The 18,197-nt window shown below is 62.1% G+C and carries 13 protein-coding genes and 1 tRNA gene; 6 read left to right on the forward strand and 8 right to left on the reverse strand.

The features are described 5' to 3' along the window. Window positions 1–79: 79 nt before the first annotated feature. The 3 genes from DM374_RS20385 (at window position 80) to DM374_RS20395 (ending at window position 4,762) form a co-directional block, all read left to right on the forward strand. A complete protein-coding gene (locus DM374_RS20385; protein WP_110971522.1) occupies window positions 80–1,447 on the forward strand; it encodes an MFS transporter in 1,368 nt (455 codons plus the stop codon). Window positions 1,448–1,525: 78 nt separating this feature from the next. Then, a complete protein-coding gene (gene garD, locus DM374_RS20390; protein WP_110971523.1) occupies window positions 1,526–3,079 on the forward strand; it encodes a galactarate dehydratase in 1,554 nt (517 codons plus the stop codon). Between the two features lie 99 nt (window positions 3,080–3,178). Then, window positions 3,179–4,762: an aldehyde dehydrogenase (NADP(+)) gene (locus DM374_RS20395; protein ID WP_110971524.1), complete on the forward strand. Its 1,584-nt coding sequence runs from the start codon at window positions 3,179–3,181 to the stop codon at window positions 4,760–4,762. Between the two features lie 52 nt (window positions 4,763–4,814). Here DM374_RS20395 and DM374_RS20400 read toward each other — a convergent pair whose 3' ends face one another. The 6 genes from DM374_RS20400 to rpsU all read right to left on the reverse strand — a co-directional run bounded on the left by DM374_RS20400 (window position 4,815) and on the right by rpsU (window position 14,187). Beyond that, entirely contained in the window at window positions 4,815–5,594 is a 780-nt protein-coding gene (locus tag DM374_RS20400; RefSeq protein WP_110971525.1) for a FadR/GntR family transcriptional regulator, read from the reverse strand. Window positions 5,595–5,794: 200 nt separating this feature from the next. Continuing rightward, window positions 5,795–5,871 (reverse strand) — tRNA-Ile (locus DM374_RS20405). A 13-nt stretch (window positions 5,872–5,884) separates the two neighbouring features. Beyond that, on the reverse strand, window positions 5,885–9,628 hold the full coding sequence (locus DM374_RS20410; protein ID WP_110971526.1) for a bifunctional diguanylate cyclase/phosphodiesterase: 3,744 nt from the start codon (window positions 9,626–9,628) through the stop codon (window positions 5,885–5,887). A 124-nt stretch (window positions 9,629–9,752) separates the two neighbouring features. Next, window positions 9,753–11,603, reverse strand: a complete 1,851-nt coding sequence (rpoD, locus tag DM374_RS20415) for an RNA polymerase sigma factor RpoD (protein ID WP_110971527.1) — start codon at window positions 11,601–11,603, stop codon at window positions 9,753–9,755. 67 nt (window positions 11,604–11,670) lie between these two features. Continuing rightward, window positions 11,671–13,647 carry a DNA primase gene (dnaG, locus tag DM374_RS20420; RefSeq protein ID WP_110971528.1) on the reverse strand — a complete coding sequence of 659 codons (1,977 nt, stop codon included), beginning with the start codon at window positions 13,645–13,647 and terminating at the stop codon, window positions 11,671–11,673. A gap of 324 nt (window positions 13,648–13,971) precedes the next feature. Continuing rightward, a complete protein-coding gene (rpsU, locus tag DM374_RS20425; protein ID WP_002551877.1) occupies window positions 13,972–14,187 on the reverse strand; it encodes a 30S ribosomal protein S21 in 216 nt (71 codons plus the stop codon). 201 nt (window positions 14,188–14,388) lie between these two features. Between rpsU and tsaD the strand changes: the two genes are divergently transcribed. After that, window positions 14,389–15,414: a tRNA (adenosine(37)-N6)-threonylcarbamoyltransferase complex transferase subunit TsaD gene (gene tsaD / locus DM374_RS20430; RefSeq protein ID WP_095156166.1), complete on the forward strand. Its 1,026-nt coding sequence runs from the start codon at window positions 14,389–14,391 to the stop codon at window positions 15,412–15,414. Between the two features lie 26 nt (window positions 15,415–15,440). Here tsaD and plsY read toward each other — a convergent pair whose 3' ends face one another. Then, the gene (plsY, locus tag DM374_RS20435) at window positions 15,441–16,010 is read right to left on the reverse strand and encodes a glycerol-3-phosphate 1-O-acyltransferase PlsY (protein ID WP_110971529.1); all 570 of its coding nucleotides are present in this window, start codon (window positions 16,008–16,010) and stop codon (window positions 15,441–15,443) included. 74 nt (window positions 16,011–16,084) lie between these two features. Here plsY and folB point away from each other — a divergent pair, with 74 nt between their 5' ends. Then, window positions 16,085–16,438, forward strand: a complete 354-nt coding sequence (gene folB, locus DM374_RS20440) for a dihydroneopterin aldolase (protein ID WP_095156164.1) — start codon at window positions 16,085–16,087, stop codon at window positions 16,436–16,438. Then, on the forward strand, window positions 16,429–16,944 hold the full coding sequence (gene folK, locus DM374_RS20445; protein WP_110971530.1) for a 2-amino-4-hydroxy-6-hydroxymethyldihydropteridine diphosphokinase: 516 nt from the start codon (window positions 16,429–16,431) through the stop codon (window positions 16,942–16,944). Before folB ends, folK begins: the two co-directional genes overlap by 10 nt. Window positions 16,945–16,959: 15 nt before the next feature. On the opposite strand, the gene DM374_RS20450 is transcribed toward folK, so the two are convergent. Continuing rightward, window positions 16,960–18,189 carry a multifunctional CCA addition/repair protein gene (locus DM374_RS20450; RefSeq protein ID WP_110971531.1) on the reverse strand — a complete coding sequence of 410 codons (1,230 nt, stop codon included), beginning with the start codon at window positions 18,187–18,189 and terminating at the stop codon, window positions 16,960–16,962. Between the last annotated feature and the right edge of the window lie 8 nt (window positions 18,190–18,197).

Raw genomic sequence — 18,197 nt, forward strand, 5'->3', positions numbered from 1 at the left:
CAGATGCCGCATCCCGGAACGGAAACACCGTTCCGGTTACATGACCCAGCACAAAAATAAATAATGGGAGTAATTTCAGATGCAAGCGACTAAAAAGACGCGTGTCCGCTATCTGATCCTGTTCATGTTGTTCCTCGTGACCACGATCAACTACGCCGACCGCGCGACTATCTCCATTGCCGGATCGAGCCTGCAAAAAGACCTGGGCATCGACGCTGTCACCCTCGGTTATATCTTCTCCGCCTTTGGCTGGGCCTACGTGCTCGGGCAGATTCCTGGCGGCTGGCTGCTGGACCGCTTCGGCTCGAAGAAGGTCTATGCGTTCAGTATCTTCACGTGGTCGTTGTTCACCGTGTTGCAGGGCTTCGTTGGCTACATGCCGGTGGCCAACGCAATCGTCGCATTGTTCATGCTGCGCTTCATGGTCGGTTTCGCTGAAGCGCCATCGTTCCCCGGCAATGCCCGCATCGTTGCGGCCTGGTTCCCCACCGCCGAGCGCGGTACGGCTTCGGCGATCTTCAACTCGGCTCAGTACTTCGCTACCGTGCTGTTCGCTCCGCTGATGGGCTGGATCGTTCACGCCTGGGGCTGGGAGCACGTGTTCATCGTGATGGGCGTGCTCGGTATCGGCTTCTCGGCGGTGTGGCTGAAGCTGGTCTACAACCCGAAGGAACACCCGATGATCGGTGCCCAGGAGCTGGAGTACATCGAGAAGAACGGTGGCCTGGTGGACATGGACAAGCCGCGCGCCGCGGGCGTTGCCAGCGGCCCGAAATGGGGCTACATCAAGCAACTGCTGTCCAGCCGCATGATGCTGGGCGTGTACCTCGGCCAGTACTGCATCAACGCCATCACTTACTTCTTCCTGACCTGGTTCCCGGTGTACCTGGTTCAGGAGCGCGGCATGTCGATCCTCAAGGCCGGTATCATCGCCTCGTTGCCGGCAATCTGCGGCTTCATCGGCGGCGTGCTGGGCGGTGTGATTTCCGACCACTTGCTGCGCCGTGGCAACTCCCTGACCTTCGCCCGCAAGGCACCGATCGTGATCGGCCTGCTGCTGTCCACCACCATGGTCATTTGCAACTACGTTGATGCTGAGTGGATGGTGGTTGGCATCATGGCCCTGGCGTTCTTCGGCAAAGGCCTCGGCGCGCTGGGCTGGGCGGTGGTGTCCGACACCTCGCCGAAACAGATCGCCGGCCTGTCGGGCGGTATGTTCAATACCTTCGGCAACATCGCCTCGATCACTACGCCAATCATCATCGGCTACATCATCAGTGCCACCGGTTCGTTCAAATGGGCCCTGGTGTACGTGGGTGCCAACGCCCTGGTCGCGGTGTTCAGCTACCTGGTGATTGTCGGCCCGATCAAACGTATCGAGCTGCGTGACGTACCGGCGGATGAAGCTGCGCCGAAGCCGGCAGAACTGGCCAGCTCGCGCCACTGAGACAGACACGCGATGCCCGGCGCTTGCCGGGCGTTCGCGGATGAATAAAGCCTGGGAAACAACAAGAAGGGCACCATCATGCAGTTGATCGAAACTTCCGACTCGCCCCGCTACGTCCGCCTGCACGACGACGACAATGTCGTCGTCGTCGTCAACGATGGCGGGCTAGGTGAAGGCGCCTGCTTCGCCGACGGTCTGACCTTGGTCGAAGGCGTGCCGCAAAGCCACAAGGTTGCCACCCTCGACATCGCCAAGGGTGAGCCGGTGCGACGCTATGGACAGATCATCGGCTATGCCCTGGAAGACTTGCGTCGTGGCAGTTGGGTAAAAGAGAGTCAGCTGGCAATGCCAGCGGCGCCGGAACTGGACAGCCTGCCCCGTTGCGACGCGATTCCCGCTGCGCTGCCGCCACTTGAGGGCTTCACCTTCGAGGGCTACCGCAATGCCGATGGCACTGTGGGTACCCGCAACATCCTCGGCATCACCACTACCGTGCAATGCGTGACCGGCGTCCTCAATCACGCGGTCAAGCGCATTCGCGAAGAGCTGCTGCCCAAGTATCCCAACGTCGATGACGTGATCGCCCTGACCCACAGTTACGGCTGTGGCGTTGCGATCAGCGCCCGCGATGCCTACATCCCGATTCGCACGGTGCGCAACCTGGCCCGCAACCCCAACCTGGGCGGCGAGGCGCTGGTCATCAGCCTGGGTTGTGAAAAGCTCCAGGCCGGCCAGGTGATGCACGACAACGACCCGTCGGTGGACCTCCGCGAGCCGTGGCTCTACAAACTGCAGGACGCCACCCTCGGCTTCGTCGAGATGATCGAACAGATCATGGAACTGGCTGAAGCGCGCCTGATCAAGCTCGACCAGCGTCGCCGTGAGACCGTACCGGCCAGCGAGCTGATTCTTGGCATGCAGTGCGGTGGTAGCGATGCGTTCTCCGGCATTACCGCCAACCCGGCGCTGGGTTATGCCGCCGATCTGCTGGTTCGCGCGGGCGCCACGGTAATGTTCTCGGAAGTCACCGAAGTACGTGATGCCATCTACATGCTCACCTCTCGCGCCGAAACGCCGGAAGTGGCCGAGGCACTGATACGCGAGATGGACTGGTACGATCGCTATCTGCAAAGCGGTGAAGCGGATCGCAGCGCCAACACCACGCCGGGCAACAAGAAGGGCGGCCTGTCGAACATCGTCGAGAAGTCCCTCGGCTCCATCGTCAAGTCTGGCAGCGGCGCTATCCAGGGTGTGGTTGGTCCTGGCGAGCGGGTCGATCGCAAAGGCCTGATCTTCTGCGCCACCCCGGCCAGCGACTTCGTTTGCGGCACCCTGCAACTGGCGGCCGGGATGAACCTGCACGTCTTCACCACCGGGCGCGGTACCCCGTACGGCCTGGCCATGGCGCCTGTGGTCAAGGTCTGCACCCGCAGCGAACTGGCTCAGCGCTGGCCGGATCTCATCGATATCGATGCCGGCCGTATTGCCACCGGCCGTTCGACTATCGAGGAACTGGGCTGGGAGCTGTTCCACTACTACCTCGACGTCGCCAGCGGGCGTAAACAGACCTGGGCCGAGCAGCACAAGCTGCACAACGACATCACGCTGTTCAATCCGGCGCCCATTACCTGATCGAACCCCATCCCCCAGTGGGAGCGTTGCTGCCGGTGATGACCGTAGTGCAGCCGGCACTGCTCCCGCTGCCTCACCTTCAATCACCGGAGTCCCGAAATGTCTGAAATTCTCGGCCACAACTTCATCGCCGGCCAGCGCAGCGCTGCCGGCGAGCAACGCCTGCAGAGCCTGGACGCTACCACCGGAGAGCCGCTGCCGTACAACTTTGCTCAGGCCACCGAAGCCGAAGTGGACCAGGCTGCCCTGGCTGCCGCCGCTGCCTTCAGCGAATTCCGCCAGTTGTCCCCGGCCCGACGTGCCGACTTCCTCGATGCCATCGCCGCCGAGCTGGATGAACTGGACGACGCCTTTGTCGCCATCGTCTCTCGTGAGACCGCCTTGCCCGCGGCCCGCATCCAGGGTGAGCGTGGCCGCACCAGTGGCCAGATGCGTCTGTTTGCCCAGGTGCTTCGCCGTGGCGATTTTCTCGGCGCCCGTATCGACCTGGCACTGCCCGAGCGCCAGCCGCTGCCGCGAGTCGATATTCGTCAGATGCGGATTGGCGTCGGTCCGGTGGCCGTATTTGGTGCCAGCAACTTCCCCCTGGCCTTCTCCACCGCCGGCGGCGATACCGCTGCCGCACTGGCGGCTGGCTGCCCGGTGGTGTTCAAGGCCCATAGCGGTCACATGGCTACCGCAGACCTGGTCGGTTGCGCCATTCAGCGCGCGGCCGAGCGCACGGGGATGCCCCGCGGCGTGTTCAATATGGTCTTTGGCGGCGGCGTGGGTGAATGGCTGGTCAAGCACCCGGCGATCCAGGCGGTCGGCTTCACCGGCTCGCTGAAAGGTGGCGATGCCCTTTGCCGTATGGCGGCCGAGCGCCCTCAGCCAATCCCGGTGTTCGCCGAGATGTCCAGCATCAACCCGGTGATCATCCTGCCGGGCGCCCTGGCCCGGCGCGGGGACGCCATTGCCCGCGAGCTGGCCGGCTCGGTGACCCTCGGCTGTGGCCAGTTCTGTACCAACCCGGGCCTGGTGATCGGCCTGCAATCTGCCGGGTTCAGTCGCCTCCTTGCCGACCTCGGCCAGCATCTCGACCAGCAGGCAGGGCAGACCATGCTCAATGCGGGCGGTTTGCGCAGCTATGCCGGTGGTTTGCAGCACCTGCATGACCACGAAGGCATCCAGCACCTGGCCGGTCAGCCGCAGCAAGGTAATCAGGCGCGTGCACAATTGTTCAAGGCCGATGCCCGCTTGCTGGTAGAGGCTGACCCACTATTGCAGGAAGAAGTATTCGGTCCGACTACCGTAGCCGTTGAAGTGGATGGCCATGAGCAGTTGCGTGATGCCCTGTTGGGGCTGCGTGGTCAACTGACCGCCACCCTGATCGGCGAGCCGGAAGACCTGGAGGCTTTTGCCTGGCTGGTGCCGCTGCTGGAGGAGAAGGTTGGGCGAATCCTGCTCAATGGCTATCCGACCGGTGTCGAAGTCTGTGATGCCATGGTGCACGGCGGTCCGTATCCTGCGACGTCCGATGCCCGTGGGACCTCGGTGGGCACCCTTGCCATCGATCGCTTCCTGCGGCCGGTGTGCTACCAGAACTATCCGCAATCGCTGCTGCCGGAAGCGCTGCGCGATGCCAACCCGCTGGGCTTGCGGCGATTGGTGAATGGGCAGTGGAACGAAGGTGTGATCGGTTGACCGATTGCAAAAAATAGCCCCGCATTCGCGGGGCTTTTTTTGGGGCGTCTGGTCAGGCCTGGGTGATTCCCGGCACTTGTGTCCGGCTTTCCTGTTCCTCGGCGTCCTCATGGGCCTGGCGCAGTCGTTCCCGGCTATTGCTCAGGTGCATGCGCATTGCCATCTTCGCCCCTTCGCCATCGCGTCGAGCGATGGCCTCGTAGATCGCCTCATGCTCGTGGGCCAGTCGGCTCATGTAGTGCGGTTGATCATCGTGGGCGAGGTGGGCCGAGTTCACTCGGGTACGCGGGATGATGCTGGTGCCCAGATGATTGATGATGTCGGCAAAGTAGTGATTGCCGCTGGCCTGGGCGATCTGCAGGTGAAACTGGAAGTCTGCGGACACCGCATCCGACGAGTGGGCAACCCCTTCATTCAGGTCATCCAGTGCCGCCCGCATCCCGGCCAGCGCTGCGTCACTGCGTCGCTGCGCTGCCAGCCCTGCCGATTCCACTTCCAGAGCGATCCGCAGCTCCAGCACCGCCAGTACTTCGCGAAGGGTGACGATGGTCGCTGGATCAATACGAAAGCCAGTGCCGCTCGGCTGGTCGAGCACGAAGGTGCCGATGCCGTGGCGGGTTTCCACCTGGCCCGCCGCCTGCAGCCGCGAAATCGCTTCGCGCACCACGGTCCGGCTCACGCCTTCTTCGGCCATGATCTGCGATTCCGTGGGGAGCTTGTCGCCGCGCTTGAGCTGGCCGCTACGGATGCGCTCGGTCAGCACCGTTACCAGTTCCTGGGTCAGGCTACGCGGCTTACGCCGGCCCCGTACCTGTAACTGCTGCTCTGTCATACCTTGCCGTTCATGTAGGAAAAACAACGGTCATGATAGCCCATGCGGTTGTACTATCACATCGCCGGGTTTGGAATCGTGGAGGAAAAAAGGCCTCGTCCCTGGCCGGGATAGCCTGCTTGCAGGCGAACGAAATCAAGCCTTGTGGCGCTTATGGATAGGCAGAAATGCGAAAGCCGCGCAGAGCGCGGCTTTCAATCTGGTGGGCCCACACGGACTCGAACCGTGGACCAAAGGATTATGAGTCCTCTGCTCTAACCGACTGAGCTATAGGCCCCAGAGGTCGCGGATTATATCGAGGGATTCCAGGCAGTGCCATCCGAAAGATCCGAAAGTACTATGCGTAAAAACGACTCGGCAAAGGCGTGCGGCGGCAGAGGCAGGCTGACGATGTAGCCTTGGATCTGTTCGCAGCCTTCAGCGGCGAGGAATTCTTGCTGGGCCTGGGTCTCGACGCCCTCGGCAATGATGGTCAGTTGCATGCTGCGGCCCAGGGCAATGATGGCGCGGGCGATGGCGGCATCGTTGGGGTCGTCGGGCAGGCCGCGTATAAACGACTGGTCGATCTTGAGGATGTCCAGCGGCAGGCGCTTGAGGTAACTGAGGGACGAATAACCGGTGCCGAAGTCGTCGATCGCCAGTTGCACACCCAGGTGCTTGAGCTGGTGAAGGATCGCCAGGCCTTCCTCGGCCTGGCTCATGATGAAGTTCTCGGTGATCTCCAGTTGCAGGTCGCCGGCCTTGAGCTGGTAGGTCTTGAGCAGTTGCTCGATACGCCGCACCAGCCCCGGCTGGCGCAACTGCGCGCCGGCCAGGTTGACCGAGAGCGGGCCGAAGGCCTGGTAGTGACGTTTCCATTCGTGCATCTGTTGGCAGGCGCGCTCCAGCACCCAGTCGCCGAGCAGGAGGATCATGCCGTTCTCTTCGGCCAGCGGGATGAAGTGCTCCGGCGGGACCTCGCCGAAGGTCGGGTTGGTCCAACGGATCAGGGCTTCGGCGCCGACCAGGGCGTGGTTCTTGAGGCTCAGTTTGGGCTGGAAGTAAAGGCTCAACTCGTTACGCTCGATGGCCCGGCGCAGTTCATGCTCCAGGGCGATGCGCTCGCTGGCCTGGGCGGTGAGGTCGCGGGTGTAGGACTCGACGCGGTTGCGCCCTTTGGCCTTGGATCGGTACATCGCCGCGTCGGCGTTGCGGATCAGCGAGGCGACGTCGGCGCCGTCCTGTGGGTACAGGCTGATGCCGATGCTGGCGCTGGAGAAGAACTCGTGGTCGCCGGCCTGAAACGGCGCGTTGAAGCAGGTCAGCACCTTCTGAGCGATGTGCTCGGCATCGCTGGCCTGGTGCAGGCCGGGCAGCAGGATGATGAATTCATCGCCACCGAGCCGGGCCACGGTGTCGATGTCGCGCACCTGTTCCTTCAGCCGATGGGCGATGGCCTTGAGCAGCAAGTCGCCAACCGGGTGGCCGAGGCTGTCGTTGATGTGCTTGAAACGGTCCAGATCGAGAAACAGCACCGCGCCCTGGCGGCTCGATGCCTGGGTGCAGTGCAGCGCCGCTTGCAGGCGGTTTTCGAACAACGTGCGGTTGGGCAGACCGGTGAGTGGGTCGTGATGGGCCTGGTAGTCGAGCTTGGCCTGCGCGTGCTTGAGGCTGGAGATATCGGCGAACACCGCGACGAAATGCGTAGTGCCCAGCTCCGGGTTGCGCACGGCGCTGATGGTCAGCCAACTGGGGTACAGCTCGCCATTCTTGCGTCGATTGAGGATCTCACCCTGCCAGTGGCCTTCCGCGCTCAGTTGATGCCACATGGCGGCGTAGAAGGCGCTGTCGTGTTGGCCGGAGGCGAGCAGGCGCGGGGTCTGGCCGAGCACTTCGGCTTCGCTGTAGCCGGTGATTTCGCTGAACGCCCGGTTGACCGCGCTGATGTGCTGCTCGGTGTCGGTGATGAGCACACCTTCGGCGGTGTTTTCGAAGACGGTCGCCGCGAGATGCAGCTTTTCCTGCATCTGTTGGCGGTCGGTGATGTCACGGGCGATGGTCAGCATGCAGTCGATGCCGCCGATGGGCAGCGGCCGGGCCGACAGTTCGCACAGGCGTATCTGCCCGTCGCTGCGCCGCAGGTTGCAGGTGAAATCGCGGACAAAGCCGTCCTTCTTCAACAGATCCAGCATCTGCCGGCGTTCGTTCAAATCGACCCAGATGCCCAGGTCGATGGCGGTGTGGTCGAGGGACGAATGGCTGTCGAAGCCGGTCAGGCGGCAGAAACCTTCGTTGACCTCCAGCAGCAGACCATCGCTCTGGCGCGACAGCAGCATGCCGTCCGGCGAGGCGTGGAAAGCCTTGGCGAACTTCTCTTCGGAGATTTGCAGTTGTTGTTGAGTTTCCTTGAGCTGACTGATGTCACGTACCGCCACCACCAGGGCCGGGGTACTTTCCAGGTCGAAGGATTCTGCCGAAATCAGGCCAGTGAACAACTGGCCGTTGCTGCGCCGGAAGCTCATTTCCAGGTTGCGCACGCTGCCCCGCTGCAGGCGTTCCAGCAGGCCGGCACCAATGCCTTCGACGCCCCAGATATTCAATTCGGTGGCGGTCTGGCCAATGACCTGGGAAGGGGTCAGGCCGATCTGTTCCACGAATGTTTCGTTGACCTCCAGCAGGCAGCCGTCGCTGAGTCGGGCGATGACCAGGATGTCGGGGCACTGATGGAAGACTGAAGCGAACTTCTCCTCTGACAGACGCAACGCTTGCTCGGTGTGCTTGGCCTCGCTGATGTCGATCATCAGGCCGCGCATCACCGGGCGATGACCGTGTTCGATCAGGCTGACAATGTCACGGATCCACAGGGTCCGGCCATCGGCACGGATCACCCGGTAATCGAGAATGTGATCGCGTCCGGCGGCGGTTTCCGCGTCGCAGTAGGCCTGCGCCCAGAGTGCGTCCTCGGGGTGCAGGATGGAGCGCCAGAAGCCGGGCTGCAGCCAGTGACTCAAGGGGTAGCCCAGGAGGTCTTCGGCGTGGGGAGACACGTAGTTGTAGGTAAAGTCGTTGGCGTCGGCTTCCCAGGCGATGGCCGACAAGCTCTCGACCAGGCCGCGATAGTGGTATTCGCTGCTGCGCAGTTCCTGCTCCAGCGCGATGCGCCTGGAAATCTCGGAGCTGAGGCGGCGGTTGACGCGGATGACCCCCGCCAGTATCGCCACCATGAACAGCACGCCCGGCAGACCGTAGATCAGCAGGTCGTACCAGAAGGAACGGTGGTCCAGGACATTGCCAACCCAGCGCTGCTGGATGCTGTTGATTTCCTCGGGCGTCATGTCGGCGATGACTTTGTCGAGGATGCCGACCAGCACCTTCTGTTCCTTGGGAACGCCCATGGCCAGTTGATAGCGGTAAGGCGTGTCGCCACTGACATAGAGCCCTTCGAGCTTGAGTTCGCGCAGGCTCCAGACGCTGGAGGCAAGGTCGCCCACTACCGCGTCCACATCATCCGTGGCCAGGGCCTGCAGAGTTGAGCTGACGTTCGGCATCGCCACCAGATTGAGGTCGGGGTGGTGGGTGCGCAGCAGCTCATACGGGGCATAGTTCTCCACCACGGCGATTTTCAGGCCGTAGAGGTCCTTCAGGCCTTTGGGCTGGGGGCCGCCTTCATGGGAAAGGATGACGATAGGGAAATCGAGGTAAGGGCGGGTGAAGGACAGGTAGACCTGGTGCTCTGGGGTAGACATGACACCCGGCAGCAGGTCGAGCTGGTTCTGTCGCGCGCGTTCGAGCACGGCGGTCCAGCTGGTCGGCTCCACCGGTTCGAAGGTGACATTCAGGCGTTCCTGAATTACGGCAATGTAGTCGGCGGCCAATCCCTGGTAGCGGCCTTCCTGGTCCCGATATTCGAACGGTGGCCACGAAGCATCGACGCCCAGCCGCAGTTTGGGGTGCGCACTGAGCCAGGCCTGCTCTTCTTCAGTCAGGGTCAAGGCGCCGGCCGTCGCGCTCCAGGCCAGTAGGAGCGACAACAAAAGGGCCGGCATTCTGGGCATATCGGCCTCATCGATCTAATGGATAGATTCGAGTGTAGACGGGCATTTCGCCCACAGGGACGCGGTCGACAGCAGGATTTTACGGGCGGAAAAGAAAAACCCCGGCGGATGCCGGGGTTTGTCATTACTCGTCGAGGAAGGAGCGCAGATGCTCGCTTCGCGTCGGGTGGCGCAGCTTGCGCAGCGCCTTGGCTTCAATCTGACGGATCCGTTCACGGGTCACGTCGAACTGCTTGCCGACCTCTTCGAGGGTGTGATCGGTGTTCATGTCGATACCGAAACGCATGCGCAGCACCTTGGCTTCGCGTGCGGTCAGGCCCGAGAGCACGTCACGGGTTGCTTCCTTGAGGCTTTCGACAGTGGCGACATCGATTGGCGACTGCATGGTCGAGTCTTCGATGAAGTCACCCAGATGCGAATCTTCGTCGTCGCCGATCGGGGTTTCCATGGAGATCGGCTCTTTGGCGATCTTCAGTACCTTGCGGATCTTGTCCTCAGGCATTTCCATGCGTTCGCCCAGCTCTTCCGGGGTCGGTTCGCGACCCATTTCCTGCAGCATCTGCCGGGAAATGCGGTTGAGCTTGTTGATCGTCTCGATCATGTGCACCGGAATACGGATGGTGCGGGCCTGGTCGGCGATCGAACGGGTGATCGCCTGACGAATCCACCAGGTGGCATACGTCGAGAACTTGTAGCCGCGACGGTATTCGAACTTGTCCACCGCCTTCATCAGGCCGATGTTGCCTTCCTGGATGAGATCGAGGAATTGCAGGCCGCGGTTGGTGTACTTCTTGGCGATCGAGATAACCAGACGCAGGTTGGCCTCGACCATTTCTTTCTTGGCGCGACGAGCCTTGGCTTCACCGATCGACATGCGACGGTTGACGTCCTTGATCTCGGCGATGGTCAGACCGGTTTCGGCTTCGAGGTCGACCAGCTTCTGCTGGCAACGCACGATGTCAGCATCCAGGCGACCCAGGGCTTCAGCCCATTTGGTGCTGCGCTTGGCGAGGTCGCCGCTCCAGGTCATGTCGACTTCGTTGCTCGGGAACAGACGCAGGAAGTCGGCGCGTGGCATGCGGGCGTCACGGACGCACAGTTGCATGATGGCGCGTTCCTGGGCACGCAGACGCTCAAGTGCACCGCGAACACGCTCGACCAGCACTTCGAACTGCTTCGGAACCAGCTTGATAGGCATGAACAGCTCGGCCAGTGCCAGCAGCTCGGCAATGCCTTGCTTGCTGCCGCGACCATGCTTCTTCAGGATCTTGCTGGTAGCTTCCAGTTGTTCGGCGACGGCACCGAAACGCTGGCGCGCGATTTCAGGATCGGGACCGCTTTCGGTCTCTTCCTCTTCCTCGGCACCTTCTTTCTCTTCGTCTTCGTCTTCGTCACCCTCGGCTTTGGCCGGGGCTTTCGGATCGACAGGCGGAGGCACTTCGGCCGGCGGTGCAATACCGTCGTCCGGGTCGATGTAGCCGCTCAGGACGTCGGACAGCCGACCGCCTTCGACGGTAACGCGATCATATTCGCTGAGGATGTATTCGACGGTACCGGGGAAGTGAGCGATAGCGCTCATTACTTCACGGATGCCTTCCTCGATCCGCTTGGCGATTTCGATTTCGCCTTCACGGGTCAGAAGCTCGACGGTACCCATTTCGCGCATGTACATGCGCACTGGGTCGGTGGTGCGACCAATGTCGGTTTCCACAGCCGCCAACGCTGCTGCGGCTTCTTCGGCCGCGGCTTCGTCGGTGTCGGCTTCGGCCAACAAAAGGGCATCCGCATCCGGAGCACTCTCGAATACGTTGATCCCCATGTCGTTGATCATGCGGATGATGTCTTCCACCTGTTCCGGATCTGAAATATCCTCCGGCAGGTGGTCGTTGACCTCCGCGTAAGTCAGGTAGCCCTGCTCACGACCGCGGGTGATCAACTCTTTGATGCGAGACTGCTGTTGCGCTTTTCCGGACATAACACCCTATCCACTGAAGGTCTTGGCGGGCAAAAAACAAGCCGAGGATTATACCCGAGCATGGACCTCACGCGCCAGTTGAGGTCGGGGTTTGTGCGGGAACATTGCGACTCAGTAGGTCGCGCAGCTGATTTTTTTCCTCTGCGCTCAATTCGCTTTGACGTGCTTTTCTGAGCAGATGTTCCAGGCTGCGCTCGCGTTGGCGAGCGGACAAGCTAGTTATAGTGTCGAAAAACTGTTGTTCAAGGTTGTCGGCATCGATCAGCCATTCCTTTTCCGCCAGCGCCCGCAGCAGACGGCCTTGTTCAGTGCCGTGCCAGCGTGCGATCAACTGTAATGAGCGTAGCTCAGGTTTTTTTTGCAGCGCTTCGACCAGTGCTACCAGCAGTTGCGCGTGAAGATGTTCTTCGGCGGCGAAATGACTGGTTTCCTCGACTTTCCTCGCCAACTCCGGGTGATGCAGCAGGGTCCGCAGGGCGATGATGGTCGGTGGTTCGACCGACGTGGGGACCCATGCCGGATGGAATTCCTGGCGTTTGCCATTGCGATCCCATGGTTTGCCCTTCTTGCCCTGGCCGTCCCATTTCTTCTTCTGCTGCTGTCCGCCCTGGTTGGGCGTCCATTGCTGCTGGGGCTGGAAATGCTCCGGCTGGTGGAAGTCGCTGTAGTCTTGGCTGTAGTCGGGAATCGCATCGTAGTCGATGCCCGGGTCGTAGGCCGGCGGCGCCTCGCGCGGCGCGCTCTGGGCCAGTCGCTCGACCTGCTGGTTGTCCAGCCCGGTGATTTCCTTCAGGCGATTGCGCATCAGGGCGCGCAGGTTGGCGCCCGGCACTTTGTCGATCAGCGGTGCGGCGAGGGTGGCCATGTGGGCCTTGCCTTCGAGCGAGCGCGGATCGGCTTCCTCGGTCAGTTGCTGGAAGAAGTAGTCGGCCAGCGGCTGGGCGTGCTGGTTGATGCGGGCTCGGAAGGCATCGGTGCCTTCGGCGCGGACCAGGGTGTCCGGGTCTTCACCTTCAGGCAAGAACAGGAAACGCGCCTTGCGGCCATCCTGCAGGCTCGACAGAGCTGCTTCCAGCGCACGCCAGGCGGCGTTGCGGCCGGCCTGGTCACCGTCGAAGCAGAACAACACGCTTGGCACCACGCGGAACAGGCGCTTGAGGTGTTCCTCACTGGTCGCCGTGCCCAGGGTTGCGACGGCATTGCGCAGGCCTTGTTGGGCGAGGGCGATGACGTCCATGTAACCCTCGACGACGATGATCTCGTCGAGGTTGCGGTTGAATTTGCGCGCCTCGTACAGCCCGTACAGCTCCTGGCCTTTGTGAAAGACCGGGGTTTCCGGGGAGTTGAGGTATTTGGGCTTGTCGTCGCCGAGTACCCGGCCACCGAAGGCGATCACTCTGCCGCGACTGTCGCGGATCGGGAACATGACCCGGTCGCGGAAGCGGTCGTAGCGCTTGCCGGATTCAGCGTTCTCGATGAGCAGGCCAGCGTCGATCATGGCCTTTTGCTGCAGGGTGTCGCTGCCCAGGTGCTTGAACAGGTTGTCCCAGCCGGGCGGAGCGAACCCGAGGCCGAAGTCGCGGGCGATTTCCCCGGACAGGCCGCGGCCCTTGAGGTAGTCCACCGCCGCTTTGCGGGTCGGGTGGCTTTTCAGGGCCTGGCGATAAAACTCGGCGGAAGCCGTGAGCAGCGGGTAGAGCGGCGAATCGGTCGGCTGGCGGGGCTTGTGTCCGCGACCGCTTTCTTCCCGGGGGATTTCCATCCCCGCGGCCTTGGCCAGTTCCTCGACAGCCTGGGGAAAATCCAGGTTGTCGTGGTCCATGATGAAGCCGAGGGCGTTACCGCCGGCGCCGCAGCCGAAGCAGTAATAGAACTGCTTGTCGGGGCTGACGCTGAAGGATGGGGTCTTTTCCTTGTGGAACGGGCAGCAGGCGGTGAGGTTCTTGCCGGCTTTTTTTAGCTGGACGCGAGAACTCACCACATCGACGATGTCGGTGCGGTTCAGAAGGTCGTCAATGAAGCTTTGGGGAATCAACCCGGCCATGGCTCTCTCGTCGTCAGGCGATAACAAAGTCTATCGCTAATGCAGCGGGAACGACGGTGCATTCGAAGCAGGTGTCGAATGGCATGACGCAAAAACGGAAAGAAGGGTGTGCTCGTCTGCAGCCCGTGAGGGCTCGTCAGTGGTGACGTGCACGGCTGGCGTTGAGGCCAGTTCTGACGATTTACGCAGGCTTGCCCGCGCTGGTACACAGCTTGGGCGTCTCTGGCATCACGACCTGAGTCGCTGCCGGAGGAAACAGCAGAACATCTGCCGGCAGCCCGGCTGTAGGCCGGGCAAGGCAGAAGCTTGCGACGAACGTCTGTATTAGTACAGACGAACGGCGCGGCGCTGTTCGCGCTGAACTTTCTTGGCGTGACGCTTAACAGCGGCTGCTGCTTTGCGCTTACGCTCAGAAGTTGGCTTCTCGTAAAATTCGCGGCTACGAACTTCAGCCAGTACACCGGCTTTTTCGCAGGAGCGCTTGAAACGACGCAGAGCTACGTCGAAGGGTTCATTCTCTTTAACTTTGACGGCTGGCATCCAGAGCTACCTTCATTCATTACCGGGGTCAACGAACTCGTGGCAGAAATGTGCACTGGAGTAACGTCGGTTTTAAGGGTTGCGGATGGTAACTCTTAGCTGGGCGGAATGCAAAGCCTCTGATCGAAAACCGCTGGTCGGCACCGGGAGCGGGGACTATCATGCGCGCCTTCGAATTCAGCCTCGACAAGGCAAACACCCATGCTAGTACTGGGATTGGAAACATCCTGCGATGAAACCGGCGTCGCGCTCTACGACAGCGAGCGAGGCCTGCTGGCCGACGCGTTATTCAGCCAGATCGACCTGCACCGCGTCTATGGCGGTGTGGTGCCGGAGCTCGCTTCGCGTGATCACGTCAAGCGCATGCTGCCGCTGATCCGCCAGGTTCTGGCCGAAGCCGATTGCGCGCCTACCGAGATCGATGCGATCGCCTACACAGCCGGCCCTGGCCTGGTTGGTGCGCTGCTGGTGGGCGCATCTTGCGCCCAGGCCCTGGCGTTTGCCTGGGATATCCCGGCGTTGGGCGTCCACCATATGGAAGGCCACCTGCTGGCGCCGATGCTGGAAGAGCACCCTCCGGAATTCCCGTTCGTCGCCTTGCTGGTATCTGGCGGCCATACGCAACTGGTGCGGGTCGACGGCATTGGCCGTTACGAACTGCTCGGCGAGTCGCTGGACGACGCCGCAGGCGAGGCCTTCGACAAGACTGCCAAGCTGATCGGCCTGAATTATCCCGGCGGTCCTGAAATTGCGCGCCTGGCAACCCAGGGCGTGCCCGGCCGCTTCGTATTCCCGCGGCCGATGACCGATCGGCCGGGCCTGGATTTCAGCTTCAGTGGCCTGAAAACCTTCGCCCTCAATACCTGGCAGCAATGCAAGAGCGCTGGGGACGACGGCGAGCAAACCCGTTGCGACATCTCCCTGGCCTTCGAGAAGGCGGTGGTGGAGACTCTGACCATCAAGTGCCGCCGCGCATTGCAACAGACCGGCCTGAAGCGCCTGGTGATCGCTGGCGGTGTAAGCGCCAACAAGGCCTTGCGCGCATCCCTCGAGGATATGACGGCGGGACTCAAGGGCAATGTGTATTACGCCCGGCCGCAGTTCTGCACCGATAACGGCGCGATGATTGCCTATGCGGGATGCCAGCGTCTGGCGGCCGGCCAGAAGGAAAGCCTGGCGATCAGCGTGCAGGCACGCTGGCCGATGGAGCAGTTGCAAGCGATCTGAAGGTGAATCCTGCTCATTCGGCGCGTTCAGAAATGCCGTTCGCGTCCGGCGAACAGGTCGCGTAGATTGCCGCGATGACGCCAGACGATGAGCAAGGTCAACAGGCTCATTGGCAACAACGCTTCAGGTTCGCGCCAGGCCAGCAGTGGCAGGGTCAGAGGCGTTGCGATCAGGGCGGCCAGCGAGCTGGTGCGGGTCAGGTAGAAGGTCAGCAGCCAACTGCTGATGGCCAGCAGGGCGGCCGGCGGGTAGAGGCCGAGCAGCATGCCGGCGGCGGTGGCGACACCCTTGCCGCCGCGGAAACGGAAATACACCGGAAACAGGTGGCCGATGACCGCGCTGACGCCGATCCAGGCCTGTTCTTGTTGGTCCAGGCCAGCCGAATGGGCGAGCAGTACTGGCAGCAACCCCTTGCACAGGTCGCCAAGCAGGGTCAGGATCGCCAGCTTCCGCCCCGCCAGACGCAACATATTGGTGGCGCCGGCATTGCCTGAACCGCTCATGCGCGGGTCCGGGCTGCCGCTCAGGCGGCTGAGGACGATGGCGAAGGACAGAGAGCCGAGCAGGTAGGCGAATAACGCCAGTAACCAAAACATGCTAACTATTCCGGGCGAGGACGCCCTGATTCTAACGGCGCAAGGCGCCCTTGTCGTGCTGTGGAGAGAAGTGCTTGGACAGAGTGTTCATCGAGGGGCTGGAAGTCGACACTGTGATCGGTGCCTACGACTGGGAACGCGGCATTCGCCAGTGCCTGCGGCTGGATCTGCGGTTCGCCTGGGATAATCGCCCGGCGGCCGCGGGAGACGACCTTACCCTCGCCCTGGACTATGCCAGCGTCTCGGCGCGGATCCAGGCATTCGCCGAGCAGACGCAGTTCCAGTTGGTGGAAACCTTCGCCGAGCGTCTGGCCCAGGTGCTGATGGCCGAATTCAATATTCCATGGCTGCACTTGAAGCTGACCAAGCCCGGCGCGGTGCCTGCGGCTTCAGGAGTTGGCGTGGAGATCGAGCGCGGATGCCTCTGATACGGGTCTACCTGGGCCTCGGCAGTAATGTCGAGCGCGAACGGCACCTCACTGCCGGCCTCGACGCACTGGCCGGTTTTCTCCAGCAGATGGAGTGCTCCGCCGTCTTCGAAAGTCAGGCGGTGGGCATCAAGAGCGGGCCGTTTTTCAATCTGGTGGTGACCGGCCTGACCGATCTGCCGCTGATCGAACTGGATCGCCGGCTCAAGTTCATCGAGGCCGACAACGGCCGCTATGCGCCGGAGCGCAAAGGGCTGCCGCTGGACATCGATGTGCTGATGTACGGCGACCTTCACGGCAACTTCGACGGCCTGATCCTGCCCCGTGCCGAAATTCTGAAAAACGCTTTCGTTCTGTGGCCGCTATCGCTGATAGCGCCGACGCTGCTGCATCCGGGCGCCGGCAAGACCATGGCGCAGCTATGGAGCGAGGCGCAGATCGACCAGGTCCTCGCCCCCGTGCCGTTCCTCTGGAGCGAGCGGCAGTTGACCCCGCAAGGGCTCTGATCGAGCGCCGCGAACTCAGTTCGCGGCGTTTTCCTTGTAGGCTTTCAGCGCATTCAGGCGGGCTTTCTTCAGTGCTTCTCCCAGTGCCTGTCCGGTGTAGCCCTGCTGCACCAGCGGCTGCACAGCCACTTCTCTAGCCGCCGCTGCCGCGCCGCGCAGATATTCCGCCTGGGGATAAGCGCGATCCTCCAGCCCCAGCCGACCCCGCGCATCCATTTCGCAAGCGGCAATAAACTCTTCGAACCGCTGTGGGCGCCGATACACGTCGAAACGTTGCAGCAGCTCCAGCAAGGTCGAGGGCTTCAGTTCCAGTGCGCGGTGGCCGTGGGTGTGGAACTCGCCTACCAGCAGCGCCAGTTCCTGGCAGTCACGCGGTGCCTTGAAGCGCTGGTTGACCGCTTCAATCAATTTCAGGCCGCGATGTTCATGGGCGATATGCCGGGGCCATTCGGCTTCCGGTGTGGTGCCCTTGCCCAGGTCATGGAGCAGGCAGGCCCAGCGTACGGTCAGTGGATGCTCATGCCGCGCGGCTTGCTCCAGCACTGCAAGTGTATGGGCTCCGGTATCGATTTCCGGGTGATGGGCGGCGGGCTGGGGCACGCCGAACAGGGCGTCCAACTCGGGTATCAGTTGCTTGAGTGCGCCGCAGTCGCGCAGGACCTGAATGAATACCTGGGGGGCGTCTTCCATCATCGCGCGGGAAATTTCTTTCCAGCTGCGCTCTGCGGTGAGGGCCTGCAATTCACCTGATTCGCTCAACTGGCGCATCAGTTCCAGGGTTTCGGGGGCCACGCTAAAACCGAGTCCGGCGAAGCGCGCAGCGAAGCGGGCAACGCGCAGGACCCGCAGAGGATCTTCGGCGAACGCGGGTGAAACATGACGGAGAATGCGGTCTTCGAGGTCTTTCTTGCCGTTGTAGGGATCGGTCAGATTACCGTCGCCGTCTTCGGCCATGGCGTTGATGGTGAGGTCGCGGCGGATCAGGTCCTGCTCAAGGGTGACCTCCGGGCTGGCATGGAACGTAAAGCCGCCGTAGCCAACGCCACTCTTGCGCTCGGTGCGGGCGAGAGCATATTCCTCGCCGCTCTTGGGGTGTAGGAACACCGGGAAATCACTGCCCACCGGGCGAAAGCCCTGGGCCTGCATCTGTTCGACCGTGGCGCCAACCACGACCCAGTCGTTGTCGGTGACCGGCCTGCCGAGCAGGCGGTCGCGCACGGCGCCGCCGACTTTGTAAATCTGCATGAAAAACC

It is taken from the genome of Pseudomonas huaxiensis (assembly GCF_003231275.1).
Classification (GTDB): Bacteria; Pseudomonadota; Gammaproteobacteria; order Pseudomonadales; family Pseudomonadaceae; genus Aquipseudomonas; species Aquipseudomonas huaxiensis.

Excerpts from the sequence above, each read along its gene's own strand:
- DM374_RS20400 (WP_110971525.1), bottom strand. The coding sequence starts at position 5,594 with ATGACAGAGCAGCAGTTACAGGTACGGGGCCGGCGTAAGCCGCGTAGC.
- tsaD (WP_095156166.1), top strand. The coding sequence starts at position 14,389 with ATGCTAGTACTGGGATTGGAAACATCCTGCGATGAAACCGGCGTCGCG.
- dnaG (WP_110971528.1), bottom strand. The coding sequence starts at position 13,647 with ATGGCCGGGTTGATTCCCCAAAGCTTCATTGACGACCTTCTGAACCGC.
- folK (WP_110971530.1), top strand. The coding sequence starts at position 16,429 with ATGCCTCTGATACGGGTCTACCTGGGCCTCGGCAGTAATGTCGAGCGC.
- plsY (WP_110971529.1), bottom strand. The coding sequence starts at position 16,010 with ATGTTTTGGTTACTGGCGTTATTCGCCTACCTGCTCGGCTCTCTGTCC.
- DM374_RS20410 (WP_110971526.1), bottom strand. The coding sequence starts at position 9,628 with ATGCCCAGAATGCCGGCCCTTTTGTTGTCGCTCCTACTGGCCTGGAGC.
- DM374_RS20450 (WP_110971531.1), bottom strand. The coding sequence starts at position 18,189 with ATGCAGATTTACAAAGTCGGCGGCGCCGTGCGCGACCGCCTGCTCGGC.
- garD (WP_110971523.1), top strand. The coding sequence starts at position 1,526 with ATGCAGTTGATCGAAACTTCCGACTCGCCCCGCTACGTCCGCCTGCAC.
- DM374_RS20385 (WP_110971522.1), top strand. The coding sequence starts at position 80 with ATGCAAGCGACTAAAAAGACGCGTGTCCGCTATCTGATCCTGTTCATG.
- rpoD (WP_110971527.1), bottom strand. The coding sequence starts at position 11,603 with ATGTCCGGAAAAGCGCAACAGCAGTCTCGCATCAAAGAGTTGATCACC.
- DM374_RS20395 (WP_110971524.1), top strand. The coding sequence starts at position 3,179 with ATGTCTGAAATTCTCGGCCACAACTTCATCGCCGGCCAGCGCAGCGCT.
- rpsU (WP_002551877.1), bottom strand. The coding sequence starts at position 14,187 with ATGCCAGCCGTCAAAGTTAAAGAGAATGAACCCTTCGACGTAGCTCTG.